This window comes from Kitasatospora sp. CMC57 (assembly GCF_045866025.2).
GTDB lineage: Bacteria > Actinomycetota > Actinomycetes > Streptomycetales > Streptomycetaceae > Kitasatospora.
In genome coordinates, this window is record NZ_AP035881.2 from 613,058 (window position 1) to 635,982 (window position 22,925).

25 protein-coding genes are annotated in these 22,925 nt (G+C 72.5%); 9 read left to right on the forward strand and 16 right to left on the reverse strand.

Annotated elements, in window-relative coordinates; genetic code table 11:
* Nucleotides 1–8: 8 nt before the first annotated feature.
* Together ACKUU6_RS02910 and ACKUU6_RS02915 are read left to right on the forward strand one after the other, a co-directional pair.
* A complete protein-coding gene (locus ACKUU6_RS02910; RefSeq protein ID WP_407986823.1) occupies nucleotides 9–1,256 on the forward strand; it encodes a serine-threonine protein kinase in 1,248 nt (415 codons plus the stop codon).
* 82 nt (nucleotides 1,257–1,338) lie between these two features.
* Nucleotides 1,339–1,752, forward strand: a complete 414-nt coding sequence (locus tag ACKUU6_RS02915; RefSeq protein WP_407986824.1) for a PaaI family thioesterase — start codon at nucleotides 1,339–1,341, stop codon at nucleotides 1,750–1,752.
* Nucleotides 1,753–1,858: 106 nt separating this feature from the next.
* Here the strand turns inward: ACKUU6_RS02915 and ACKUU6_RS02920 are convergent, their stop codons facing one another.
* Together ACKUU6_RS02920 and ACKUU6_RS02925 are read right to left on the reverse strand one after the other, a co-directional pair.
* On the reverse strand, nucleotides 1,859–2,281 hold the full coding sequence (locus ACKUU6_RS02920; protein ID WP_407986825.1) for a CBS domain-containing protein: 423 nt from the start codon (nucleotides 2,279–2,281) through the stop codon (nucleotides 1,859–1,861).
* A 28-nt stretch (nucleotides 2,282–2,309) separates the two neighbouring features.
* Nucleotides 2,310–3,197 (reverse strand): slipin family protein, encoded by an 888-nt coding sequence (locus ACKUU6_RS02925; RefSeq protein WP_407986826.1) that lies wholly within the window; start codon nucleotides 3,195–3,197, stop codon nucleotides 2,310–2,312.
* Between the two features lie 79 nt (nucleotides 3,198–3,276).
* On the opposite strand from ACKUU6_RS02925, the gene ACKUU6_RS02930 reads away from it, so the two are divergent.
* Nucleotides 3,277–4,002 (forward strand): uracil-DNA glycosylase, encoded by a 726-nt coding sequence (locus ACKUU6_RS02930; protein WP_407986827.1) that lies wholly within the window; start codon nucleotides 3,277–3,279, stop codon nucleotides 4,000–4,002.
* Nucleotides 4,003–4,006: 4 nt separating this feature from the next.
* On the opposite strand, the gene ACKUU6_RS02935 is transcribed toward ACKUU6_RS02930, so the two are convergent.
* The 3 genes from ACKUU6_RS02935 to ACKUU6_RS02945 form a co-directional block, all read right to left on the reverse strand.
* The gene (locus ACKUU6_RS02935; RefSeq protein WP_407986828.1) at nucleotides 4,007–4,801 is read right to left on the reverse strand and encodes a CHAD domain-containing protein; all 795 of its coding nucleotides are present in this window, start codon (nucleotides 4,799–4,801) and stop codon (nucleotides 4,007–4,009) included.
* Nucleotides 4,802–4,915: 114 nt separating this feature from the next.
* A complete protein-coding gene (locus ACKUU6_RS02940) occupies nucleotides 4,916–5,389 on the reverse strand; it encodes a GNAT family N-acetyltransferase (RefSeq protein ID WP_407986829.1) in 474 nt (157 codons plus the stop codon).
* 23 nt (nucleotides 5,390–5,412) lie between these two features.
* Complete coding sequence (locus ACKUU6_RS02945) at nucleotides 5,413–5,817, reverse strand: ankyrin repeat domain-containing protein (protein ID WP_407986830.1); 405 nt, start codon at nucleotides 5,815–5,817, stop codon at nucleotides 5,413–5,415.
* Between the two features lie 249 nt (nucleotides 5,818–6,066).
* Here ACKUU6_RS02945 and ACKUU6_RS02950 point away from each other — a divergent pair, with 249 nt between their 5' ends.
* From ACKUU6_RS02950 to ACKUU6_RS02960, 3 genes are all read left to right on the forward strand, one after another.
* Nucleotides 6,067–6,261: a hypothetical protein gene (locus tag ACKUU6_RS02950; RefSeq protein WP_407986831.1), complete on the forward strand. Its 195-nt coding sequence runs from the start codon at nucleotides 6,067–6,069 to the stop codon at nucleotides 6,259–6,261.
* 100 nt (nucleotides 6,262–6,361) lie between these two features.
* Complete coding sequence (locus ACKUU6_RS02955) at nucleotides 6,362–7,954, forward strand: hypothetical protein (protein WP_407986832.1); 1,593 nt, start codon at nucleotides 6,362–6,364, stop codon at nucleotides 7,952–7,954.
* A gap of 241 nt (nucleotides 7,955–8,195) precedes the next feature.
* Nucleotides 8,196–8,570, forward strand: coding sequence for an RNA polymerase-binding protein RbpA (locus tag ACKUU6_RS02960; protein ID WP_345286024.1), 375 nt, complete (start codon nucleotides 8,196–8,198; stop codon nucleotides 8,568–8,570).
* A gap of 123 nt (nucleotides 8,571–8,693) precedes the next feature.
* Here ACKUU6_RS02960 and fxsA read toward each other — a convergent pair whose 3' ends face one another.
* From fxsA to ACKUU6_RS02980, 4 genes are all read right to left on the reverse strand, one after another.
* Complete coding sequence (gene fxsA, locus ACKUU6_RS02965; RefSeq protein WP_407986833.1) at nucleotides 8,694–9,266, reverse strand: FxsA family membrane protein; 573 nt, start codon at nucleotides 9,264–9,266, stop codon at nucleotides 8,694–8,696.
* A gap of 86 nt (nucleotides 9,267–9,352) precedes the next feature.
* On the reverse strand, nucleotides 9,353–10,966 hold the full coding sequence (gene lnt / locus ACKUU6_RS02970; RefSeq protein WP_407986834.1) for an apolipoprotein N-acyltransferase: 1,614 nt from the start codon (nucleotides 10,964–10,966) through the stop codon (nucleotides 9,353–9,355).
* A 92-nt stretch (nucleotides 10,967–11,058) separates the two neighbouring features.
* Nucleotides 11,059–12,669 carry an amidohydrolase gene (locus ACKUU6_RS02975; RefSeq protein WP_407986835.1) on the reverse strand — a complete coding sequence of 537 codons (1,611 nt, stop codon included), beginning with the start codon at nucleotides 12,667–12,669 and terminating at the stop codon, nucleotides 11,059–11,061.
* Between the two features lie 67 nt (nucleotides 12,670–12,736).
* On the reverse strand, nucleotides 12,737–13,177 hold the full coding sequence (locus ACKUU6_RS02980) for an Lrp/AsnC family transcriptional regulator (RefSeq protein WP_407986836.1): 441 nt from the start codon (nucleotides 13,175–13,177) through the stop codon (nucleotides 12,737–12,739).
* A gap of 250 nt (nucleotides 13,178–13,427) precedes the next feature.
* On the opposite strand from ACKUU6_RS02980, the gene ACKUU6_RS02985 reads away from it, so the two are divergent.
* Nucleotides 13,428–13,862 carry a hypothetical protein gene (locus ACKUU6_RS02985; RefSeq protein WP_407986837.1) on the forward strand — a complete coding sequence of 145 codons (435 nt, stop codon included), beginning with the start codon at nucleotides 13,428–13,430 and terminating at the stop codon, nucleotides 13,860–13,862.
* A gap of 45 nt (nucleotides 13,863–13,907) precedes the next feature.
* On the opposite strand, the gene ACKUU6_RS02990 is transcribed toward ACKUU6_RS02985, so the two are convergent.
* Complete coding sequence (locus ACKUU6_RS02990; protein ID WP_407986838.1) at nucleotides 13,908–15,071, reverse strand: acyl-CoA dehydrogenase family protein; 1,164 nt, start codon at nucleotides 15,069–15,071, stop codon at nucleotides 13,908–13,910.
* Nucleotides 15,072–15,289: 218 nt separating this feature from the next.
* Between ACKUU6_RS02990 and ACKUU6_RS02995 the strand changes: the two genes are divergently transcribed.
* Complete coding sequence (locus ACKUU6_RS02995) at nucleotides 15,290–15,883, forward strand: uridine kinase family protein (protein WP_407986839.1); 594 nt, start codon at nucleotides 15,290–15,292, stop codon at nucleotides 15,881–15,883.
* Between the two features lie 459 nt (nucleotides 15,884–16,342).
* Nucleotides 16,343–18,109: an AAA family ATPase gene (locus ACKUU6_RS03000; protein WP_407992024.1), complete on the forward strand. Its 1,767-nt coding sequence runs from the start codon at nucleotides 16,343–16,345 to the stop codon at nucleotides 18,107–18,109.
* A gap of 6 nt (nucleotides 18,110–18,115) precedes the next feature.
* On the opposite strand, the gene ACKUU6_RS03005 is transcribed toward ACKUU6_RS03000, so the two are convergent.
* The 6 genes from ACKUU6_RS03005 to ribH form a co-directional block, all read right to left on the reverse strand.
* Nucleotides 18,116–19,150, reverse strand: a complete 1,035-nt coding sequence (locus ACKUU6_RS03005) for a hemolysin family protein (RefSeq protein WP_407986840.1) — start codon at nucleotides 19,148–19,150, stop codon at nucleotides 18,116–18,118.
* A complete protein-coding gene (locus tag ACKUU6_RS03010) occupies nucleotides 19,147–20,481 on the reverse strand; it encodes a hemolysin family protein (protein ID WP_407986841.1) in 1,335 nt (444 codons plus the stop codon). Before ACKUU6_RS03010 ends, ACKUU6_RS03005 begins: the two co-directional genes overlap by 4 nt.
* 173 nt (nucleotides 20,482–20,654) lie before the next feature.
* The gene (locus ACKUU6_RS03015; protein WP_407986842.1) at nucleotides 20,655–21,098 is read right to left on the reverse strand and encodes a PH domain-containing protein; all 444 of its coding nucleotides are present in this window, start codon (nucleotides 21,096–21,098) and stop codon (nucleotides 20,655–20,657) included.
* A 77-nt stretch (nucleotides 21,099–21,175) separates the two neighbouring features.
* A complete protein-coding gene (gene hisG / locus ACKUU6_RS03020; RefSeq protein ID WP_407986843.1) occupies nucleotides 21,176–22,024 on the reverse strand; it encodes an ATP phosphoribosyltransferase in 849 nt (282 codons plus the stop codon).
* 53 nt (nucleotides 22,025–22,077) lie between these two features.
* Nucleotides 22,078–22,350: a phosphoribosyl-ATP diphosphatase gene (locus ACKUU6_RS03025; RefSeq protein ID WP_057238187.1), complete on the reverse strand. Its 273-nt coding sequence runs from the start codon at nucleotides 22,348–22,350 to the stop codon at nucleotides 22,078–22,080.
* Between the two features lie 77 nt (nucleotides 22,351–22,427).
* Entirely contained in the window at nucleotides 22,428–22,913 is a 486-nt protein-coding gene (gene ribH / locus ACKUU6_RS03030) for a 6,7-dimethyl-8-ribityllumazine synthase (protein WP_407986844.1), read from the reverse strand.
* Between the last annotated feature and the right edge of the window lie 12 nt (nucleotides 22,914–22,925).

Genomic DNA, 22,925 nt, shown 5'->3' on the forward strand with positions numbered 1-22,925 from the left:
AGTTGACCATGGCTGACCCGATCGCGGGGCTTCCGTACTGGGAGATCCGCTTCGACCAGGACGGGCACCTGCTGGACGACGACGGTCTGGTGGCCGAGCTGCCGGGCACGGGGGTGAGCGAGCTGTTCGTCTTCTCGCACGGCTGGAACAACTCGGACACCGGCGCCCGTACGCTCTACGCCTACACCTTCGACGAACTCTCGCACCAGATCGACCGGTTCGCCCCCGCCTGGCGGGGAAGGGTCGGCGTGGTCGGCGTCTTCTGGCCCTCGCTGCTCTTCCCCGAGGACGCCCCCGACACGCCCGCCACCCCGTCCTCCCCCGCCGAACTTGCCGCCGCGCTCGGCCCGGCGTTCGCCGCTCCGCAGCAGGCCGGGCTCGCCGAGATCACCACCCTGCTGGAGCAACAGCCGCAGGTTCCGGAGCAGTTGGCGAAATGTCACCGCCTGGTCGCCGAGCTGGTCACCTCACCCGCACTGGCCGAGGAGGACCGGGGCCAGGAGGCCGTCCTGACCAAACCCACCGGCGAGGTGTTCAGCGCACTGGCGGGACTGGCCAGCGAACAGGGCGACGCCCAGGGCCTCCCCAACCCGTTCAAGGTGCTCTGGCGCGGCGCCCGCGAGGCACTGCGCACCGCCAGCTACTACGAGATGAAGAACCGGGCCGGCGTGATCGGCCGGAACGGCCTCGGCCCGCTGCTCGGCCGGGTCGCGGGCAACGGGCTGCGGGTCCACCTGATCGGCCACAGCTTCGGCGCCCGGCTGGTCTCCTTCGCCCTTCCCGGTCTGCCCGAGGGCGTCGGCAGTCCGGTCGCCTCGCTGCTGCTGGTGCAGGGCGCCTTCTCGCACTTCAGCTTCGCCGCACCGGTCCCGATCGACCACGGCCACCAGGGCTTCCTGGCACCGTACTTCGACCGGGTGGCCGGTCCGCTCCAGTCCACGTTCTCGCTCGGGGACCGTGCGGTCGGCTGGTGGTACCCGGCCGCCTCGATGCTCAGCAACGAGGACGACCAGGCCGCCTCGGACCTCACCTACCGCTGGGGCGGCATGGGCCACGACGGCTTCCAGCAGGACGGCGTCGAACAGTTCGACCTCAAGCCCGAGGGGACGGCGTACCCCCTGGAGGCCGGGCACTTCTACCGGCTGCGCAGCGACGAGGTCATCGCCGAGGACCAGTCCCCGTTCGCCGGCGCCCACAGCGACATCAGACACCCGGAGGTGGTCTGGGCCGCGCTGGCCGGCGCCACCTCCGCCTGAGCAGCTCGCACGGCGTCCGAACCGCTCGCCGACCCGCCCTGCCTGCTGGCGCCGGGCCCAACTCGAGCCCCACAATGGCCCGGTGACTCTCACCCCCGCCGAGGCGGACAAGATCCTGGCCGACAACTTCGCGCCCTGGGTGCAGGCCCTCGGCCTCTCGGTCACCGAGACCGACGACCGCCACGCCGTGCTCCGGCTCCCCTGGTCCGAGCAGCTCGCCCGCGAAGGCGGCGCGCTCTCCGGCCAGGCCCTGATGGCCGCCGCCGACACCGCGAGCGTCATCGCCGTCTCGAGCGCCCTCGGCTCGTTCGGCCCGATGACCACCGTCCAGCAGTCCATCACCTTCCAGCGCGCGGTCCTCGGCGCCGACGTCCTGGTCGACGCCCGGCTCACCAAGCTCGGCCGCCGCCTCGCCTTCCTGGACGTCACTCTCACCGCCGAGGGCACCGAGGCTCCCGCCGCCCACGCAACCACGGTCTACGCTTTCCCGAACTGACCGGCAGCCGGTTCAGAGGCGCCGGGAACTGCGAGGAGATCCGGCGCCGGGGCCGGCCTGTGAAGTGCCTGACCGCCGACGCGCGGATCCACTGCACCGAAGGGCGCTACTCCGCGCAGATCGTCGTCACGAACTCCGCCACCCGCTCCTGCGGCAGTCCCCGCGCGATGTCCGCCTCGCTGATCATCCCGACCAGCTTGTGGTCCGGGTGGTTGATCACCGGCAGCCGTCGCACCAGGTGCTGCTCCATCACCTGGAGCACCTGCTCGACGTCCTCGTCCGCCTCCACCACCATCGGCCTGCCCTGGGCGAGTTCGCCGGCCAGCACGGTGCTCGGGTCCCGGCCCTCGGCCACGCACTTGAGCACGATGTCGCGGTCGGTGAGGATTCCCAGCAGCTTCTGGTTCTCGCCGCAGATCGGCAAAGCGCCGACGCCGCGTTCCTTCATGATCCGGGCTGCGTCCGCCAGCGTCTGCTGCTCCACGACGCACTCGGCTCCGGTGTGCATGATGTCACCTGCAGTGGTCATCGTCCCGCCTCCTGCCCTCGGTCTCCTCTCATCCTGTGCTGCCGTCCGGGGCGCCGCCACCCAGCAACGGGTGGGCCAGCACCTCGTCCAGGTCCGGGAGTTCGAGCTGCTCGACCCCCCTCTTGGCCGGTGGCGGCGGTGCATCGGCCGCCGCCTCCGCCCGATGGGTGGCGCTGTCCAGGAAGCGCAGCAGTTCCACCGGGAACGGCAGCACCAGGGTGGAGTTCTTCTCCGCCGCGACCTCCACCACGGTCTGCAGCAGCCGCAGTTGGAGGGCGGCCGGGGCCCGGCTCATGATGGTGGCCGCTTCGGCGAGCCGGGCGGACGCCTGGAACTCGCCGTCCGCGGTGATGATCCGGGCCCGCCGTTCCCGCTCCGCCTCGGCCTGCCGGGACATCGAGCGTTTCATCGACTCGGGCAGTGCCACGTCCTTGATCTCCACCCGGTCGATCTGGATGCCCCAGCCGAGCGCCGGGCTGTCCAGCATCAGTTCGAGCCCCTGGTTGATCGGCTCCCGGTTGGCCAGCAGGTCGTCCAGCTCGCTCTTGCCGATGATCGAACGCAGCGAGGTCTGCGCCACCTGCGAGATCGCGAACTCGTAGTCCTGCACGTTCACCGCCGCCCGGACGGGGTCGACCACCTGGAAGTAGACGACCGCGTCGACCCGGACCGTCACGTTGTCCCTCGTGATGCCCTCCTGGGCGGGGATCGGCAGGGTGATGATCTGGATGTTCACCTTCTTCATCCGGTCCACGGCCGGTACCAGGAAGGCAAGGCCCGGCTGCCGGATCTCGTCCCGGACCCGGCCGAACCGGAACACCACCCCGCGCTGGTACTGCTGCACCACCCGCATCCCAAGCCCGGCCAGTACCGCCACCACCAGAAACACTGCCAACACAGCGTCAAGAACGATCATCGCCGTCACCTCGGCAACCCTCACCCAAGGACCCGCAATCCACGCTACTCCGGCGCCACCGGTCCCTAGGATCGATGCCATGCACCCAGCACAGGCCCACCTCCTGCCCGACCTCACCACCCTCGACCGGGAGGTCACCGGGTGCCGGGCCTGCCCCCGCCTGGTCACCTGGCGCGAGGAGGCGGCCCGGGTCAAACGCCGCGCGTACCTGGAGTGGGACTACTGGGCCCGCCCGATCCCGGGGTTCGGCCCGCCGGACGCAGCCCTGCTGCTGGTCGGCCTGGCCCCCGCCGCACACGGCGCCAACCGGACCGGGCGGATCTTCACCGGCGACCCGTCCGGCGACCTGCTCTACGCCACGCTGTACGACCTCGGGCTGGCCAACCGGCCCACCTCGGTGGTGCACGGTGACGGCCTGGAGCTGTACGGCGTCCGGATCACCGACCCGGTGCGCTGCGCGCCGCCCGACAACCGGCCGAGCACCGAGGAGCGGGACACCTGCCGCCCGTGGATCGCCCGGGAGCTGACCTTCCTCCGGCCGACCGTCCGCACCGTGGTCGCGCTCGGCGGCTTCGCCTGGCAGGCGCTGCTCCCCGCGCTGGCCACGGCGGGCTGGCAGATCCCCCGTCCCCGGCCCGCCTTCGGCCACGGCGCCCGGGTCGTCCTCCCCGCCACCGACGGCGGCCCACCGCTCGAACTGATCGGCTGCTACCACGTCAGCCCGCGCAACACGAACACCGGCCGCCTCACCACCCCGATGCTCCGCGACCTGCTCGCCGGAGCGGCCCGCTCGGCCGGGCTCTGAGCCTTCAGCCCCTCCGCAGCAGCTTCTCGATCTCCTCGGGTACGCAGTCGACCGCCGACTGCCGCGCGTACAGCACGCCGTACTCGAACGGGTGCCCGGTCCGCGCCAGCTCCCGTAGGACCTGCCGGGCGACCACCGCGTCCTGGTGCGCTCCCAGCGCGTCCTGCACCGCCGTCATCCGCCGGGTCAGGCCGGCCGCCCCCGCCGTCTCCCCCAGGTAGCGGGCCCGCTTGGCCGCCTTCCTGGCCCGGTGCAGCGCGGTGTCCCTGGCCGCGCCGGTGAGACCACGGGCCGCGTGCAGCCGCCGGGCGACCCGGCGCTCGGCCCGCCGCGCCAGCTTCCGGTACGGCGGCAGGCCGGTACCGTCCGGTGGCCGGACCGACAGCTCGCCGAGCTCGCCCAACAGCGCCCGGTACCAGGCACTGTCCAGCGCCGCCAGCACCTCCGGGCGGGTCGTCGCCGCCCGCCGCCCGGCCCATCCGGCCACTTCGGCCGCGATCAGCTCGGGCCCGCACTCCGGCGGCAGCGCCCGTGCCTCGGCGACCAGGGCCACCCCGAGCACCTCGGCATCCCTGGCCGGACCGAGCACCTGCCCGAGCCGCCGCAAGCCGGCCGCCGCTGCCAGGTCGGGCCCGTCGTACTCGCGCAGGGCGCTCCGCAGCCGTCGGCAGCTGACCCGCATCCTGTGCACCGCGTCCGGCCCGTCGACCCGGACCAGCGGCTCCAGACCGGCCAGCACCACGGTCTGCGCGGCGATCCGGGCGGCCAGCAGCTCATCGGTCGGCCGTACCTTCGACATCCCGCTCACCTCCGTACCGCCTCCAGGCTATGACGCCCGGGCCCGGCCGGAGACGGCGAAGCCGGGCCCGTTCGGTACGGTCCCGGCTTCATCGTGGCTTCGAAGGGCCCGGCCTCAGCCGATCTTCTTGCCGAAGCAGAGGCTCTCCGGGGAGTCCCGGTAGTACCCGAACTTGGTGATCGGGAGGTAGCCCTCGGAGCCGTACAGCGCGATCGCCTCCGGCTGCTCGGTGCCGGTCTCCAGGATCAGCCGGGTCAGCCCCGCCTCGGCGGCGGTCCGCTCCAGGTGCCGCAGCACCGCCCGGGCCAGCCCCCGGCCCCGGGCGCTCGCGGAGACGTACATCCGCTTCAACTCGGCGTCGCCGTCCCGTACGTCGTCGGGCCCGGCCTGCTTGACCCGCCAGCCGCCGCAGGCCACCGGCACGTCGTCCAGGTAGCCGACCACGAACAACCCGGCGGGCGGATCGAAGTGGTCCGGGTGCATCACCGTCAGGTCCATCTCGCCGTACCGCTGGACGTACTCCTGCTGGACCTCGGCCGCGAGCTTCGCGGCGTCGGGGTGTCCGTAACCGGTGGTGCGTATCTCCATGGTCGCCAAGCCTAAGGCCCTGCTCAGCGCTGTTCGAAGCGGGCCACCAGGTCGTCCTTGCCGAACATCCGGGCGGTCTCGATCGCGGTGGGTGCCCCGGCGCGCGGGTCGGCGTCGCCGTCCAGCAAGGCGGTGATCACCTCGGCCTCGCCCTTGAAGACGGCACCGGCCAGCGGGGTCTGACCCCGGTCGTTCACCCGGTCCGGATCGGCGCCGTGCGCCAGCAGGACCCGGACGGTCTCGGCGTGACCGTGGTACGCCGCCAGCATCACCAGGGTGTCGCCCCGGTCGTTGGCCAGGTCGGCGGGGGCGCCGGCGTCCAGGTAGGCCGTGAGCAGCGCGGTGTCGCCCGCGCGGGCCGCGTCGAAGAGCTTGCCGGCGAGTGCGATGACCTCGGCGTCCGGGGTCTGGGGTGCGGAGTCGGCCATGACTGGGCCCTCTCGGATCGGGTCGGTAGTGCCGTACCGCACCGTAGCGGACGACACGGGACGGGGTGGGCCGGGCGGCCGTTCGGGCGAATTTTGCCGCCCGTTTACGCCCCAGGCAGGCGGTTCGGTGAGATCCACCCGTTTGCCACGTTCCATCATCTATTACTTTTTGTCACGATTAGGGCACTTTCGGTTACGCCTTTTTTCTTTATATGCGTCCCCGCCGTCCCCAGATCGAGGAGCAGTCGCGTGATTCTCTCCATCTCCGGCATCGTCCTGTTCGGCACCATCGCCTTCCTGTTCTTCCGGCGGGACGGCCTCAAGATCTCGCACGCGGTGGTGTGCGCGCTGCTCGGTTTCTACATCGCGGGGTCCTCGATCGCACCCAGCATCCAGGCGGGCGGCGCGAGCCTGGCGAGCCTGCTCGGTGGCCTGAAGTTCTGACGACGGCTCAGTCCCTCCTCCGGCCCGGGTGCGGCTCCCAACCGCCCCGGGCCGTGCGCACCCCCCAACCCGTCCCGAGCTGCCCGGGGAGAAGTCCCGAATGTCCCTGACCCGCCATCTAAGCCGCGGCCGCGACCTGGCCCGGACCGCCGGCGACCACGCCGCCGACATGTTCGCCCCGCTCACCCTGATCGGCCGCGGCCTGCGGCACCACGCCGACTGGGTGAAGGCCCGCTGGGCCGCCACTCCCAAGGAGAAGCGCGGTCCGACGGTCTTCCTCACCGCCGCCGCCCTGCTCGGCGTCTTCCTCCTCCCGCACGGGCCCCTGGGCGCCCTGGTCGCCCTGATGGCCAGCGCCGCGTGGGTCGGCCGCTCCCCCAAGGCCCCGGCCGCCGCGGCCGAGCCGGACGCCGTCGAACTGAAACTGTCCGCGCTGTACGCCGCCCTCACGCCCTACCTGGCCGCACCGGAGGAGTTCAGCCCGCTGTACGGTCCCGAGGGCCGCTACCAGGACGCGTTCAGCACCTGGGAGTTCGACGACGAGGGCCGACTGGCCGGCCTGGACCTGGTCTACCCGGCCTACTTCACCGACACCGAGCCCGCCGCCCGGGCCCGGGTGGAGCAGGTCATCCAGGGCAAGGCCGGCCGGTCCAGGGAGTACCGCTTCGACTGGGACGAGGAGTCCAACCGGCTCCGGGTCACCGCGCTCGCCCCACTGGCCACCGACATCCTCGCCCAGCCCTTCGTCACCACGCCCGGCGAGATCGTGCTCGGCTTCACCGACGACCACGGCAGCCACCGCACCATCCCGGTCGCCCAGGGCGGGAGTACCGTCCAGCAGCCGCCGGTGGTCTGGCGTACCGGCGCCCGTTCCTCCGAGCCGCACCTGCTGGCACTGGGCTCCGCCGGTTCCGGCACCTCCACCCTGATCCGCTCGGTCGCCCTCCAGGCGCTGCGGCACGGCGACCTGATGGTGATCGACGGGGCCGGTACGGGCGAGCACGCCTGCCTGGTCAACCGGCCGGGCGTGCACACGGTGGAGACCAGCCTGCACGGCGCGCTGGCCGCGCTGGAGTGGGCCGCCCAGGAGACCGAACGGCGGCTCACCGCCCTCAACGCCGCCCGCCACCACGGCGTGGCGGTCCCGGAGGACGTCACCCGCCCGCTCTGGCTGCTGCTCGACCACCCCACCGAGCTGACCGAGCTGGCGCACGCGGAGGGCAGGCCCGATCCGCAGGAGTTGCTGGAGCTGCCGCTCCGGCACGGCCGGGCGGCCCGGGTCACCGTCGTGGTCGCCGACGACCTGACCGCGTACGACCGGATCTCGCCGACCGTCCGGGCCACCACCCGGGCCCGGGTGGTGCTCGGCCCGACCACCCCGGGCACCGCCGAAGCCGTCCTGGCCGGGCCGCTGGACATCACCCCGGCCACCCAGACTCCGCCGGGCCGGGGCTACGCCCGGATCGGCGCGTCCGCCCCGGTCCGCCTCCAGGTGCCGGTCACTGTGGACCCGCTGGACGACGAGGCGCCGGCCGCCCACCGGGAGGCGGTGATCAGCCTGCTGCCGCACCGGGACACCAGGACCGAGGCGTCGGCGGACGACCTGAAGGTCGAGTCCTCGGCCAGTACCCCGTCGAGCGTCCCCGAAATGCCGAAGGAACCCCCAGCGGTCCGCCCGCGTCCGGTGTGGTGAGCGGACAGCGGTAAGCTGGCGCGCCACCTGTCACCGGGTCGCTCTCCGCACATTTGATGACACGCTGGGTGATAAATCCGTTCAGATGTGACAAATCGGGCGACGATGGGTACAAACAGTGGCGGTACGACAGGCGACGCATGTCCCCGGACGGGAATCTTCGTCGACGGCCGAGCGTTGACCGAACGACGATGACAGCGACCACTAGTCCTGTGGGCCATAAGCCCGGGAGGCACGATTCATGAGCGAGCGAGCTCTCCGCGGCACGCGACTCGGGGCCACTAGCTACGAGACCGACCGTGGAATTGATCTGGCTCCCCGCCAGACCGTTGAGTACGCATGTCAGAACGGACACCGATTCGAGGTTCCTTTCTCCGTTGAGGCGGAGATTCCCTCGGCCTGGGAATGCCGTTTCTGTGGCCAGGAGGCCATGCTGCTGGACGGTGATGAGCCGGAGGAGAAGAAGACCAAGCCGACGCGCACCCATTGGGACATGCTGATGGAGCGTCGGACGAGGGAGGAGTTGGAGGAGGTCCTGGCAGAGCGCCTGGCCGTACTCCGCTCCGGCGGGATGAACCTCGCGGTCCACCCCCGCGACACCCGCAAGAGCGCCTGACCCAGCGCCGCCCGCAGCGGCCACCGAACCCGAAGGGGCCCGAGCTTCTCCCGAAGCCCGGGCCCCTCGGCTTTTCCCGTCCGGTGCGCTGGGTCTGCCCGGGCAGACCCAGCGCACCAGGCCTCAGTCGATCGGCGGCCGGTAGTCGGTGGAAGGACCGGACGGCTGCGCCGGGTCCACCACCTCGCCCTGGATCACCTTGCCGTCCGGCCGGTGGATCCGGATCTGCTCCTGCAACCGCACCGCGTCGGCCAGCCGGTCGGCGCCCACCGGCGCGGTCGAGCGCAGCGCCGTACTGGTGAACCTGCGGCCCAACACCCGCCAGAGCGCCCTGGTCGGCGGGAAGAGCAACGAGAGGCCGAGCACGTCCGACAGGAAGCCGGGGAACATCAGCAGCATGCCCGCCAGCACCGTCATGCTGGTGCCGGTCTGCGGCTGCTGGGACTGCGGCTGCCTGCTCTGCTCGATCGCCGCCGAGATCGCCTTCAGCCCGGCCCGCTTGACCAGCCAGGCACCCAGCACCAACCCACCGAGCAACAGCAGCAGGACGGCGAACCAGCTGGTCGCCGAGGCGACCACGGTCAGCAGCCAGATCTCCACCACCAGCCAGGCGGCGACGGACAGCGGCAGGAACCGCCGCACCCGCCCGCGCGGTGCTGTCGGTGCCGAGGGGGCCGGGGGAACGTGCTGGCTCACGGTACGGATCCACTCCATCGTGGCGCCCGATCCACCGCCCGACCGGCTGATCCGGCCCGGCTACGGGGCACCACCTGGCACAACGGCTAGGACGCGGCCGGTGTTCCGCCGTTCCGGCGCCGACGGAGCGCGCCCAGCACCGCCAGGCCGCAGCCCAGCAGGCCCGCCATGGCGAGCGTCCACTCCGGGGCGGCACCGACCCGGTCGGCCAGGGTCCGGCCGTCACGCAGCGGGACGACCGCGCTCAGCTGGGCCGCCGTCAGCTCCTCGGTGTGCTGGGTCACCGAACCGTCCGGCGCCACGATCGCGCTGATCCCGCTGGTGGCGGCGATCAGCACGGCCCGGCCGTGCTCGACCGCGCGCAGCCGGGACATCGCCAGCTGCTGGTCCGGCTGGCCGCTCTTGGCGTAGGTGGCGTTGTTGGTCTGCACGACCAGCACCCGGCCGCCCTGGTTGACGGTGTCGCGGACGATCTCGTCGTACGCGACCTCGAAGCAGATCACGTCACCGATCCGGGCCGGGCCGAGCTGGAGCACGCCGCTGCTGGTGCCGGGGAAGAAGTCCCGGGCGACCTGCTGGAGCCGGGTGATCACCTTGGACAGCTGGTCCCGGAACGGCACGTACTCGCCGAACGGCACCGGGTGCTGCTTGGTGTACGAGGCGCCCGGGCCGGTCCCCGGGTCCCAGACGATGCCCTGGTTGAGCACGTGCTGCTCGTCCGGGCCGTCCACCAGCGCGCCGACCAGGACCGGGACGCCGATCGCCTTCACGGCGGCGTCGATCCGCTCGTACGCCTCGGGGCTGGTGAACGGGTCGAAGTCGGAGGAGTTCTCGGGCCAGATCACCACGTCGGGGCGCTCGGCGCGGCCGGCCGCGACCTCGGCGGCGAGCTGCTCGGTCTCCTTGGCGTGGTTCTTGAGCACGGTCATCGGGGTGCCGAGGAAGTGCATGCCGGGGTTGGGCACGTTGCCCTGGATCACCGCAACCTTGACGGTCTCGGCGGCGGCCGTCGGGACGGGCACCAGGTACCCCGCCAGCAGGACCGCCACCGCACCGCCGGCCGCCAGCGCGGCGGTCACCGGGGCCCGGCCCGGCCCCCGGCGCAGGCGCAGCGCGGCCCAGGCCAGCAGGGTGCCGCAGAGCGCGACCGCGAAGGTCACCAGCGGTGCCCCGCCGAGCGCCGCCAGCGGGGTGAAGGGCGTGGCGGTGTTGGCGAAGGCCAGCCGGCCCCAGGGGAAGCCGCCGAGCGGCAGCCGGTCCCTGGCCCACTCCTGGGTGACCCAGAGGCAGGCCGCCCAGACCGGCCAGCCGGGCAGGCGGGAGGTGGCGGCCAGTCCGGCGCCCAGGGCCGCCACGAACAGCGCCTCGATCACCGACAGACCGATGGTCGCGTCCAGGCCGATCACCCGCAGCCACCAGAGCAGCAGCAGGAAGAACGGCAGCCCGAACGCGAAGCCCGTCCACGCCCCCTGACGGGCCGTACGCCCCCGGGTCAGCAGCGAGAGCCCGGCCACCCCGACCAGCGAGAGCGGCCAGAGGTCGTACGGCGGGAAGGCCAGCGCCAGCAGCAGACCGCAGAGCACCGCGAGGCCCGTCCTGGGCAGCCCGGCCACCAGCCGGGCGGCCCGCCCTGGTCGGGGGGCGGAGGGCTCCGGGTCGGGCTCCGTCACGGGGTGCTCCTGCTCGACGGGCAGTGCCATCTGCGCACCACCTCTCTGTCTGTGCAGGTCCATCCTGGTCGGAAGACGGTACCCCGGAGTGGGGGCACACCGTCGCCGGGGGTCCGGTGCTCTCAGGCGGTGAAGACCGTACGGCCCCGGACCACGGTGCGCAGGCAGGTGGGGAGGGGCTCGCCCGGGGTGAGGTCGGGGAGTCCCGGGGTGCCGGAGCGGGGGTCGGTGGACCAGCCGGCCACCCGGGAGTCGGGGGCCTGGACGACCAGGTCGGCCGCCGCCCAGACCGCGAAGCTGGCCACGGCGCCGGGGACCAGCACGCCGTCCTGGTCCCGGCCGATCGCCCGCCAGCCGCCCCGGGTGTGGGCGGTGAAGGCGGCCCGGACCGAGATCCGGTGCTCCAGGGTTTGGTGGAAGGCGGCGGCGCGGACGGTGCCCCAGGGGTCGAGCTGGGTGACCGGGGCGTCCGAGCCGAAGGCCAGCGGGACGCCGGCCCGCAGCAACCCGGCGAAGGGGTTCAGGCCGGCGGCGCGCTCGGCGCCCAGGCGCTGGGCGTACATGCCGTCGGGGCCGCCCCAGGCGGCGTCGAAGGCGGGCTGGACGGAGGCGGTCAGGCCGAGCTCCGCGAAGGCCGCGACGGCCTTCTCGTCGAGGGCCTCGGCGTGCTCGATCCGGTGCCGGCGGGCCCGCACCCGGTCCAGGCCGACCCGGTCGGCGGCCGCCCGGACACCGTCCAGGACGGTGGTCAGTGCTGCGTCACCGATGGCGTGGAACCCGGCCTGGAGGCCCGCCTCGGTGCAGGCCACCACGTGGTCGGCGACCTGCCGGGCCGTCAGGTACGCGGCCCCGGTGTGCTCGGCGTCGGTGTACGGGGCGTGCAGGCAGGCGGTGTGCGAGCCGAGTGCGCCGTCGACGAAGAGGTCCCCGGCCGCTCCCAGGGCCCCGAGGCGGCGGGCGGTCTCGACCCCGGCGGGGGCGAGTTCGCCCCAGTAGCCGAAGACCTCCGGCCCGGTGCCGGCAGCGGCCAGCGCGAGCAGTTCGGTGAAGTCCTGCTCGGAGGAGATGTCGGGGCCCGCGCACTCGTGCAGGGCGCCGATGCCGAGCGAGGCGGCCCGGGTCAGGGCGGCCTGCTGGGCGGCCCTGCGCTGATCCGCCGTCAGGTGGGCGAGGGCGGCGCGACGGACGGCGTGGTGGGCGTCCCGGCTGAGCGGGCCCTCGGCCTCGTACCCGGCGCGGCCGGCCAGACCCTCCGTCAGCTCGCGCAGCGGGGTGGAGGCGAGCGCGGAGTGCACGTCGGTGCGGGACAGGTAGAGCGCGGCGCCCCCGGCGGCGGCGTCCAGCTCGGCCAGGGTCGGCGGGCGGCCCTCGGGCCACTTGGTCTCGTCCCACCCGTGCCCGATCACCATGCCGGGACCGGCGGCGCCGGCGAAGGCCGCGACGGCGGCGAGCGCCTCGGCCAGCGAGGGGCAGCCGGTCAGGTCGAGGCCGGTCAGCGCGAGGCCGGCCGAGGTGGTGTGCACGTGCGCGTCGACGAACGCCGGGGTGACCAGCGCGCCGTCCAGCTCGATCACCTCGTCGGCGGTCGCCACGTACGGTTCGGCGGCGCCGTCGCTGCCGACCCAGGCGATGTGTTCCCCCTCGACCAGCATCGCGGTGGCGAACGGGTCGGCGGGGCTGTAGACGGAACCGCCGCGCAGCAGCACGGTCCGGCGGGTGGTGGATGCGCTCATGGGGCACAAGTCTGCACCCGCACGGGTGCTGCTCCGGTACCGGGGTCACGGGGCTGTCGGACAGCCCCTACAGCTTGGGCGGCCGCGCCTCGTACGGGGTGGAGAGCACCACCGTGGTCCTGGTGGACACCCCGGCCGCGCTGCGGATCCGGGCGAGCAGGTCCTCCAGGTCGCCGGGGGCGCCGACCCTGACCTTGAGGATGTAGTTCTCGTCGCCGGCGACGCTGTGGCAGGCCTCGATCTCCGGCAGACCGGCCAGCCGGTCCGGGGTGTCGTCCGGGGAGCTGGGGTCGAAGGGTTTGACCGAGATGAAGGCGGTGAGCGCGAGGTCGACCGCGTCCGGGTCGATGATCGCCGTGTAGCCGCGGATCACCCCACGCTGTTCGAGGCGGCGCACGCGCTGGTGCACCGCCGAGGTGGACAGGCCGGTGGCCTTGCCCAGGTCCGTGTAGCTCATCCGGCCGTCCTCGAGGAGCAGCTGAACGATGCGTTGGTCGAGATCCTCCACAGTGCGCAAACCTACTGCCCCGCGCAGCCGGCCGCCGACACCAGGGGGCGTTCCGGCCGAGAACGGTCAGGGGCCGGGTCGGGTGACCGGGTCGGGGGGCGCACGCTCCGGCACATGCCGCGTGAATGTGGCGAGCGCCACACGACGTGCATCATGCTGCGTCGGAACGCAGGATTATGAGGCCCCGTCAGCGGGAAATGGTGCTCTTGGCCAGGGCCGACGTCGGCCGGGCCCCATCCGAGGGGGATCAATGCCTGCTGCCGAACAGCCCTCCCGCACCGCTGCGGAGGACGAGGAACGCTTCGACCTCGACGACTTCCCGGGGGTGGACCCGGGCGAGCTCGAGACCTGGGACATCTTCCGGGTGCACTGCCCCGAGTGCGACCGCCCGATCGCCCTGCTGGGCGACGAGGAGCGGCTGCCGCAGCACGCGGTGCTGCCGACCGCCTGGCATCCCTTCTCCCCCGCGCTGTGCCCCGGCACCGGCGCCCCGACCGCGGACCTGACGGAGTGCGACTCGATCGAGCACGCCACCGTCGAGAGCCTGGCGCTGGGCAGCTCCCCCGCCGAGTTCGACTGGCGCACCAGCCCCTTCTCGCACGCGAGCGCCCCGGGCTCGGGCCCGTTGGAGCGCCATGTGCGGGTGCCCGCCCAGCGTTCGCGGGCCGGCCTGGTCAGGCACTGACGGCCGGTTCCGGCGTCCGCTCGTCGGCGGACGCCGGAACCGCGGTCAGCGGCCGGTCAGGTGTCGGCCGATCACCAGGCGCTGGATCTGGTTGGTGCCCTCGACGATCTGCAGCACCTTGGCCTCCCGCATGTACCGCTCGGCGGCGTAGTCCTGGGTGTAGCCGTACCCGCCGAGCACCTGGACGGCGTCCGTGGTGACCGCCATCGCGGCGTCCGTGCAGAACAGCTTGGCCATCGCGGCCTCCTTGGAGAACGCCATCCCGGCGTCCCGGCGACGGGCCGCCGCGAGGTAGAGCGCGCGCCCGGCCTCCACCTTGGTGGCCATGTCGGCCAGCATGAAGGACAGGCCCTGGAACTCGGCGATCGGGCGGCCGAACTGCTGCCGGGTGCCCGCGTACTCGACCGCCAGGTCGAGTGCGGCCTGGGCCACGCCGATCGCGCAGGCGGCGATGCCGAGCCGGCCGGAGTCCAGCGCGGAGAGCGCGATCTGGAAGCCCTGGCCCTCCTCGCCGACCAGGCGGTCCCGGTCCACCCGGACGCCGTCGAAGTGGATCTGGGCGGTGGGCGAGCTGCGCATGCCCATCTTGTGCTCCGGCGGGGCCGCCGACAGACCGGCGCTGTGGCCGGGCACCAGCAGGCAGCTGATCCCGCGCGGTCCGTCCACGCCGGTGCGGGCCATCGTGCTGTAGAAGTCGGCCTGCCCGCCGTGGGTGATCCACGCCTTGGTGCCGTTCACCACGTACTGCCCGCCGTCCAGGTCGGCCCTGGTGCGCAGCGCGGCGGCGTCCGACCCGGACTGCGGCTCGGAGAGGCAGTACGCGCCGAGCTGCTCGCCGCCCAGCATGCCGGGCAGCCAGCGCTCGCGCTGGGCGTCGGTGCCGAAGGTGGCCAGGGCGTGGCAGGACAGCGTGTGCACGCTGACCCCGAGCCCGACCGCCAGCCAACCGGCCGCCAGCTCCTCCAGCACCTGGAGGTAGACCTCGTACGGCTGGCCGCCACCGCCGTACTGCTCCTCGTACGGGAGCGACAGCAGTCCGGCCTCGCCGAGCGTGGCGAACACCTCGCGCGGGAACCGTCCGGCGGCCTCGTCCTCGGCGGCGCGTGGCTCCAGCTCGTTGCGCACCAGGTCCCTGGTGAGGGCGAGCAGCTCCCTGGCCTCCTCGCTGGGAAGCTGACGGTCCACGGGCTTGGCAGCGGCGGGGGTCATGACGGTACGTCGCCTCCTCGGTCGGGCGCCGGTCCCTGGGTTCGGGTACGGCAGGGCGGATCGGGCCCGGGGCGGCACCGGATCGCGGTGAACGCCCGTTCACTGGGCTTGGCGATGTGAGTATGCCCGATACCGGGCGTGCCGTCACGGTCCGGATCGGCACATCACTCGGACACCTGTGCCATAACGTCGGACCGGGCCGACCGTAAAGTGGTGCGATGACCCGATCCGAGCTGGTTTCGCTGGCCGCCGAGCTGCGCGCACTGCCGCCGTCCTGCGGTCCGGTGCGGCTGTTCGGGGTGGACGGTCACGCCGGATCGGGGAAGACCACCTTCGCCGCCAGGCTGGCGGCGGCGCTCGGCGGGGCACCGGTGGTGCACCTGGACGACCTGGCGACGCACACCGAGCCGTTCGGCTGGGCGGAGCGACTGCGGACCCAGCTGCTCGACCCGTTGAGCCGCGGCGAGAGCACCGAACACCAAGTCTATGACTGGGAGCTGGGCCGTTTCGCGGGCAGCCGCCGAGTGCCCGCCGCGCCCGCGGTGCTGATCGAGGGGGTCGGCGCCGGGCGGCGCGAACTGCGCCCCCTGCTGGCCCGGTTGATCTGGCTGGAACTGGACCAGCCCGCCGCCCGGGCCCGGGGCGAGCGGCGGGACGGGCCGGAACTGGCCGAGTTCTGGGAGGGCTGGAGCCGGGCGGAGCTGGCGCACTTCGCGGCCGACCCGAGCCGCCCGTACGCCGATCTGCTGGTGCACGGAGTCACCGGGAGGATCGTCCGGAGTACCCACGGTGAGTCTGCCCGACGCCCTTGACCTGGGCAGTCTTCAGGACTTAGGTTCTGCTCAGCGCGAGATTAGTTGATCGCGCAACATTAGACGCGGCACCTCCGGCTTGTTCCCCCGTGAGCCGGAGGTGCCGTTTTTCGTATCCCAACCACCGCCCGCCCGGCCGGATTTGACTCCGTACGGCACCCTTCCGGATCAGCCCGGCCCCGGTACGATTCCTAGTGCCTCTCCCGGCAGGGCCTGCCCCATCAGGAGCGTCGTTCGGTGCGTGCTCTCGGCGTGCCGGAGAAAGGCCCCCGTAGCGGAGCTACTTGGGCCTTTGGCCGGTGCGGCGAGAGTGCGTGCCCGGCGGCGCGACGGGGCAGACCCTGCCGGGAGAGGCACTAGGGGGTGCCTTCGGTGCACACGGCGGGGGGCTGAGTGACAGTGGACAGTTCCGGTACGGCGGGACCCGAGCGGCTGGCCGACCGCGCCTGGCTGCGCGGGATGGACGCCTACGCCGCCGGGTCGTACGCCCGCGCGGAGGAGGAGTTCCGCACCGCGGTCGAGCTCGACCCCGGCATGGCCGACGCCTGGCTCGGCCTGCACGCGCTGCGCTGCGACACCTCGGGCGCGTTACTCGCCATGCACCGCCACCGGGAACGCTTCGGCGAGCAGCGCGCCAGGCACCGGCGGCCGCTCAGCTCCTGGTTCTGGCTGGGTTGGTGGGTCCAGCCGGTCCTGGAGGACGGACGCGACCTCGCGCTGGCGCACGCCTCGCACTGGCTGGACGGCCGGCACCTGGCCGAGCTGGACGCCGCACTGGTCGGCTGCCCGGCGCCGGAGCAGGACCCGTCCGTCCGCTTCCTGCACGCCTGCCGCTCCTACCTGCTCAAGGACTGGGAGCAACTCATCAGGGACACCGACCAGTTGCTCGACGACCAGCTGCTCGGCATCGAGGCCGGACTGTTCGCCGGGATGGCCCGGGTCCGGCTCGACATGTGCGCGCAGGCCCAGCACCCGCTGGCCGCCTCCCTGGCCCGCTGCCGCTCCGAGCAGCCCCAGCGCAAGGAGCTGCGGTACTGGCTGGCCCGCGCCTACGAGGGCTCGGGCCGCAGCGCCGCAGCGCTCCCGCTCTACCGCGCGGTGCACCGGGCCGACCCCGGCTTCATGGACACCGCCGCCAGGCTGGCCGCGATCGCCACCGAGGACGGCGTGCTCGACACACTCGTCCCGGTGGACGACAGCGGCGGCGAACTCCCCATGCCCGACGAGGACTTCGTCCCGTTCTTCGAACTGGACGAGGCCCCGGCCGCGGAGCCCCCGGCGCAGCTCCCCGAGCCCACCCCGCTGCCGGTCCGGGCCGAAGCCCCCGCCGCGATCGGTCCGGCCGGCCGGACCGCGCAGCGACGGCACGGCCCGCAGACGCTGGACGCCGCACTCGCCGACCTGGAACAGATGGTCGGCCTCGAACCGGTCAAGCGCCAGGTCCGGGCCCTGTCCGCGCAGTTGCGGATGTCCCGGCTGCGGGCCGACCAGGAACTGCCGGTCCAGCCGCCGAAACGGCACTTCGTCTTCTCCGGCCCCTCCGGCACCGGCAAGACCACGGTGGCCCGGATCCTCGGCCAGGTCTTCCACGCCCTCGGCCTGCTCTCCGGCGACCACCTGGTGGAGGCCCAACGATCAGACCTGGTCGGCGAGTTCCTCGGCCAGACGGCGGTCAAGGCGAACGAGCTGATCGACTCCGCGCTGGACGGGGTGCTCTTCATCGACGAGGCGTACAGCCTCTCCAACTCCGGCTACAGCAAGGGCGACGCGTACGGCGACGAGGCACTCCAGGTGCTGCTCAAGCGCGCCGAGGACAACCGGGACCGGCTGGTGGTGATCCTGGCCGGCTACCCCGAGGGCATGAACCGGCTGCTGGCCACCAACCCCGGCCTCAACTCCCGCTTCACCACCCGGGTCGACTTCCCCAGCTACCGCCCCACCGAACTGACCGCGATCGGCCGCACCCTGGCCTCCGGCGGCGGCGACGACTGGGACCGGGACGCCACCGAGGAGCTGGCCAGCATCTGCGCCCACGTGGTCAGGGAGGGCTGGATCGACAACCTGGGCAACGGACGCTTCATCAGGACCCTGTACGAGAAGTCCTGCGCCTACCGCGACCTGCGCCTCTCCGCCCTCGCCGGCACCCCGTCCCGCGAGGACCTGGCCACCCTCCGCCTGCCCGACCTGGTCCAGGCGTACGGCGAACTGATCGACGGCCGGTCCTGACGGGTACTACACCGTCCGGTGGTCCGGGTCGTGCATCTCACCGACCAGCTCCTCCAGGACGTCCTCCAGGGCGACCAGGCCCAGCGGCCTGCCGTCCTGGTCCACCACGGCGGCCAGGTGGCTCGCGGCCCGCCGCATCGCGCCGAGCGCGTCGTCCAGCGGCAGGCTGCCCCGCAGCACCGTCACCGGGCGCCAGAGCCTGGCCGGCATCGGGGCGTCCCGGTCCTCGACGTCCAGCACGTCCTTGACGTGCAGGTAGCCGAGCACCCCGCCCTCCGCGTCGACCAGCGGGAACCGGGAGAACCCGGTCCGCACCGCGAGGTCCTCGATCTCGGCGGCGGTGACCGTGCTGCCGACCGTGACCAGCTGGTCGGCGGGCAGCAGCACGTCGGTGATCGGCCGGCCGCCCAGCTCCAGCGCGTCCTCCAGCCGCTCCTGGCGTCCCTCGTCGAGCAGGCCAGCCTCCTTGGAGTCGGTCAGCAGGTAGAGCAGCTGCTCGGTGGTGAAGACCGACTCGACCTCGTCCTTGGGCTCCACCTTGACCAGCCGGAGCAGGCCGTTGGCGAAGGCGTTCAGGAACCGGATCACCGGGTGCAGCCAGCGGGCCAGCCGGTCCAGCGGCGGGCCGAGCCAGAGCGCGGCCTTCTCGGGGCCGGCCAGCGCGATGTTCTTCGGGACCATCTCGCCGACCACCATGTGCAGGAAGACCACCAGGGCCAGCGCCAGCACGTAGCCGATCGGGTGGACCAGCTCCTCCGGGACGCCGAAGGTCGCGAACGGGCCCTCCAGCAGGTGCGCGATGGTCGGCTCGGCCAGTGCGCCGAGCAGCAGCGAGCAGACCGTGATGCCGAGTTGGGCCGCCGCCAGCATCGCGGACACGTTGGACAGCGCGTGCAGCACCGTACGGGCCCGCCGGTTGCCCGCCTCCGCCAGCGGTTCGATCTGGCTGCGCCGGACCGAGATCACCGCGAACTCGGCGCCGACGAAGAAGGCGTTGCCGAGCAGCAGCAGCAGCGAGGCGGCCAGTTGGAGCGCGGTCATCGGTCCTCGTCCTCGGTGTGGGTGTGCCGGTCGACCCGCTCGACCAGCACCCGGCTGGTCCGGTGGCGTTCGACGCCGAGCACGGTGAAACGCCAGCCCGGCAGTGACGCCTGCTCACCCGGCGCGGGCAGCTTGCCCAGCAGGTCGGAGAGCAGGCCGCCGAGCGTCTCGTACGGCCCGTCGGGCGCGTGCAGGCCGATCGTCTCCAGCTGGTCGGTCCTGGCCCGGCCGTCGGCCTCCCAGACCGGCAGGCCGTCCTGCGGCGGCAGCTGCCGCAGCTCGGGGATGTCGGCCGGATCGTGTTCGTCCTGCACCTCGCCGACGATCTCCTCGACGATGTCCTCGATGGTCACCACCCCGGCCGTGCCGCCGTATTCGTCCACCACGATCGCCATCGGCTGTTCGCGGCGGAGCTGGTCGAGCAGCAGTTCGGCGGGCAGGGTCTCGGGCACCAGCAGAGCGGGGGTGACGAGTTGCGCGACCCGGGTGTGCGAGCGGAGTTCGGCCGGCACCGACAGGGCGTCCTTCAGGGTGACCGTGCCGGTGACCTCGTCCAGGTTGTCCACGTAAACCGGGAACCGGGAGAAACCGGTGGCGCGGGTCAGGTTGAGCACGTCCGAGGCGGTGGCGTCCCGTTGCAGGGCGGTCACGTCGACCCGGGGGGTCATCACGCTCTCGGCGGTCAGGTCGGCCAGGCTGAGGGTCCGGACGAAGAGGGTCGCGGACTGTTCGTCTATGGCGCCCTCCTTCGCGGAGTGCCGGGCCAGCGAGACCAGTTCGGCCGGGGTACGGGCGTGGCCGAGCTCCTCCTGCGGCTCGATGCCCAGGGCCCGCACCATCCGGTCGGCCGAGCCGTTCAGGAAGCTGATCAGCGGGCGGCAGACTGCGGAGAACAGCCGCTGCGGGCCGACCACCGCGTAGGCGACCTGGGTCGGGTGGGAGATCGCCCAGTTCTTCGGCACGAGTTCGCCGACCACCATCTGGAAGACGGTGGCCAGCACCATGCCGACCGCGATCGACACCCCGTGCGCGGCCGCCTCCGGCACCCCGATCGCGGTGAACACCGGGCTGAGCAGGACGGAGAGGGCCGGCGAGGCGAGCATGCCGACCACCAGGGAGGTGACGGTGATACCGAGCTGGGCGCCGGAGAGCTGGAAGGAGAGCTGGCGGAGCGCCTTCAGGATGCTCTCGGCCTTGCGGTCCCCCGCGGCGGCGGAGCGTTCGACGGCGCCCCGGTCCACCGTGACGAGGGCGAACTCGGCGGCCACGAAGAGGCCGTTGGCGAGGATGAGCAGCACGGCCGCGAGCAGCAGCAGCCAGGCGGTGATCACAGTGCCGCCTGCCTTCCGGTGGTCGGAAGTGAGGCGGCGCGGGTACTACCGGACGGATCGTCCATCGAGGTGAGGTGTCACTCCTCTGGTCGTGGGTGGACAGGATGGGGCTTTGCCCCGGCTTTGCCAGCGTAAACGATATCCGTACGAGGATAAGGAGTGTGTTCGGGCCCTCAGTTCCGCGCCACGCCGTGGTCCTCGACCAGGTCGCGCAGCGCCCGGGCGGCCCGGACGGCCTGCTCCCGACCGCCCGCGGGCTGGATGCCGACGGCAGCCAGCGAGGTGCCGTCCGCGAGGTCGAGCATCACCCAGGGGTCGCCCTGACGGAAGTTCACCCGGACGATCTGCGGCCAGCTCAGCCGGTGCCGCCGGACGAAGTTGACCACGGTGATGCCCTCGGCGTCGGCGCTCACCCTCGGGCGGGCCAGCATCAGCCCGACCGCCGAGAACAGCAGGCCGCTGACGAATATCGCCAACCGGTCGTTGAACTGCCAGTTGGACGGCAGCGCGAAGGCCAGTGTGCTGAACAGCACCATCAGCAGGGCGCAGAGCCCGGCCAGTACGGCGCGGTTGCGGCGCGGCGCCCAGGTGACGGGCAGTTCGACGGGGCTGGACACGGTGGCTCTCCGGAAAGGCGTCGGGACACACGAGAGCGGGGCGGAACCGGAAGGACCGGTCCCGCCCCGAGGGCTCGTCAGAGCCGGCAGGCGTGGATGTTGGTGACCAGGATGGCGCGGGCGCCGATGCTCCAGAGGTCGTCCATGATCCGCTGGGCCTCCTTGCGGAGCACCATCGAACGGACCGCGACCCAGCCCTCGGTGTGCAGCGGCGAGACGGTCGGCGACTCCAGGCCGGGCGTCAGGGCGACGGCCGCCGAGACCTGCTCGGCCCGGATGTCGTAGTCCATCAGCACGTACCTGCGGGCCACCAGCACGCCCTGCAGCCGGCGCAGGAACTGCTCGACGCCGGCGTCCTCACCGGCGCCCTTGGGCCGGATCACCACCGCGTCCGAGACCAGGATCGGCTCGCCGAAGATCTCCAGACCCGCGTTGCGCAGGCTGGTACCGGTCTCCACCACGTCGGCGATCACGTCGGCGACGCCGAGCTGGACCGCGGTCTCCACCGCACCGTCCAGCTTGGTGACGGTGGCCTTCACGCCCTGCTCGGCGAGGTGCTGCTCGACCAGGCCGGTGTACGAGGTGGCGATCCGCAGCCCCTGCAGGCCCTCGACATCCTCGACCTCGAGGCCGACCGGCCGGGCGAACCGGAAGGTCGAGCCGCCGAAGCCGAGCGCGAGCACCTCCTCGGCGTTGGACGCCGAGTCGAGCAGCAGGTCACGCCCGGTGATCCCGATGTCCAGCCGGCCGGAGCCGACGTACACCGCGATGTCGCGCGGGCGCAGGAAGAAGAACTCGACCTGGTTCTCCGGATCGACCAGCACCAGTTCCTTGGGGTCCTTGCGCTGGCGGTAGCCGGCCTCATGGAGCATCTCCGCCGCGGGACCCGAGAGCGAACCCTTGTTGGGGACGGCGATGCGCAGCATGAGAGGTGAATCCTTCGCTGTGGAGTGACGTGGGGTGTGCGGGAGGGAGGTGTTCAGAGGTACTTGTAGACGTCGTCGAGCGTCAGCCCGCGAGCGACCATCATCACCTGAAGGTGGTAGAGGAGCTGGGAGATCTCCTCGGCCGTCTCCTCCTCCGACTGGTACTCGGCGGCCATCCAAACCTCGGCGGCCTCCTCGACGACCTTCTTGCCGATGGCATGCACGCCCTGCTGGACGAGCTGCGCGGTACGGGAGGACGAGGGGTCGCCGGTGGCGGCCTTCTGCTGGAGCTCGGTGAACAGCTCCTCGAATGTCTTCGAAGCCATGATGGGCTCACCTTACGGCTTGCGGGCTGACGGACGGTAAACAGTCCCGGACCGTGGACAGTCCCGTGGACGTCGGCTCAGCGCCAGGGCTCCGAGACGGCCCGCAGCGCGGCGGCGGTGGCGACCGCCGCGGTGACCGCCTCGTGGCCCTTGTCCTCGGCCGAGCCCGGCAGGCCCGCACGGTCCAGCGCCTGCTGCTCGTCGTCGCAGGTCAGCACCCCGAAGCCGACCGGGACGCCGGTGTCCACGCTGACCTGGGTGAGGCCGAGGGTGGCGCCCTGGCAGACGTAGTCGAAGTGCGGGGTGCCGCCGCGGATCACCACACCGAGCGCCACCACGGCGTCGTAGCCGCGGTCGGCGAGCTGCTTGGCGGCCACCGGCAGCTCGAAGGTGCCGGGCACCCGGACGACGGTGGGCTCCTCGATGCCGAGCTCCTTGAGTGCGCGGTGCGCGCCGTCCAGCAGGCCGTCCATCACCTGCTGGTGCCACTGCGCGGCGATCACCGCGACCCGCAGGTCGGCGCAGTTCTTGAGGGTCAGCTCGGGGGCTCCGTGGCCGCTCACGTGGTTCTTCCT

Bases quoted from the DNA above. Each gene is read 5' to 3' on its own strand.
- ACKUU6_RS02910 (WP_407986823.1), top strand. From the start codon at position 9: ATGGCTGACCCGATCGCGGGGCTTCCGTACTGGGAGATCCGCTTCGAC.
- ACKUU6_RS02920 (WP_407986825.1), bottom strand. From the start codon at position 2,281: ATGACCACTGCAGGTGACATCATGCACACCGGAGCCGAGTGCGTCGTG.
- ACKUU6_RS02925 (WP_407986826.1), bottom strand. From the start codon at position 3,197: ATGATCGTTCTTGACGCTGTGTTGGCAGTGTTTCTGGTGGTGGCGGTA.
- ACKUU6_RS02930 (WP_407986827.1), top strand. From the start codon at position 3,277: ATGCACCCAGCACAGGCCCACCTCCTGCCCGACCTCACCACCCTCGAC.
- ACKUU6_RS02935 (WP_407986828.1), bottom strand. From the start codon at position 4,801: ATGTCGAAGGTACGGCCGACCGATGAGCTGCTGGCCGCCCGGATCGCC.
- ACKUU6_RS02940 (WP_407986829.1), bottom strand. From the start codon at position 5,389: ATGGAGATACGCACCACCGGTTACGGACACCCCGACGCCGCGAAGCTC.
- ACKUU6_RS02945 (WP_407986830.1), bottom strand. From the start codon at position 5,817: ATGGCCGACTCCGCACCCCAGACCCCGGACGCCGAGGTCATCGCACTC.
- ACKUU6_RS02955 (WP_407986832.1), top strand. From the start codon at position 6,362: ATGTCCCTGACCCGCCATCTAAGCCGCGGCCGCGACCTGGCCCGGACC.
- ACKUU6_RS02960 (WP_345286024.1), top strand. From the start codon at position 8,196: ATGAGCGAGCGAGCTCTCCGCGGCACGCGACTCGGGGCCACTAGCTAC.
- lnt (WP_407986834.1), bottom strand. From the start codon at position 10,966: ATGGCACTGCCCGTCGAGCAGGAGCACCCCGTGACGGAGCCCGACCCG.
- ACKUU6_RS02975 (WP_407986835.1), bottom strand. From the start codon at position 12,669: ATGAGCGCATCCACCACCCGCCGGACCGTGCTGCTGCGCGGCGGTTCC.
- ACKUU6_RS02985 (WP_407986837.1), top strand. From the start codon at position 13,428: ATGCCTGCTGCCGAACAGCCCTCCCGCACCGCTGCGGAGGACGAGGAA.
- ACKUU6_RS02990 (WP_407986838.1), bottom strand. From the start codon at position 15,071: ATGACCCCCGCCGCTGCCAAGCCCGTGGACCGTCAGCTTCCCAGCGAG.
- ACKUU6_RS02995 (WP_407986839.1), top strand. From the start codon at position 15,290: ATGACCCGATCCGAGCTGGTTTCGCTGGCCGCCGAGCTGCGCGCACTG.
- ACKUU6_RS03000 (WP_407992024.1), top strand. From the start codon at position 16,343: ATGGACGCCTACGCCGCCGGGTCGTACGCCCGCGCGGAGGAGGAGTTC.
- ACKUU6_RS03005 (WP_407986840.1), bottom strand. From the start codon at position 19,150: ATGACCGCGCTCCAACTGGCCGCCTCGCTGCTGCTGCTGCTCGGCAAC.
- hisG (WP_407986843.1), bottom strand. From the start codon at position 22,024: ATGCTGCGCATCGCCGTCCCCAACAAGGGTTCGCTCTCGGGTCCCGCG.
- ACKUU6_RS03025 (WP_057238187.1), bottom strand. From the start codon at position 22,350: ATGGCTTCGAAGACATTCGAGGAGCTGTTCACCGAGCTCCAGCAGAAG.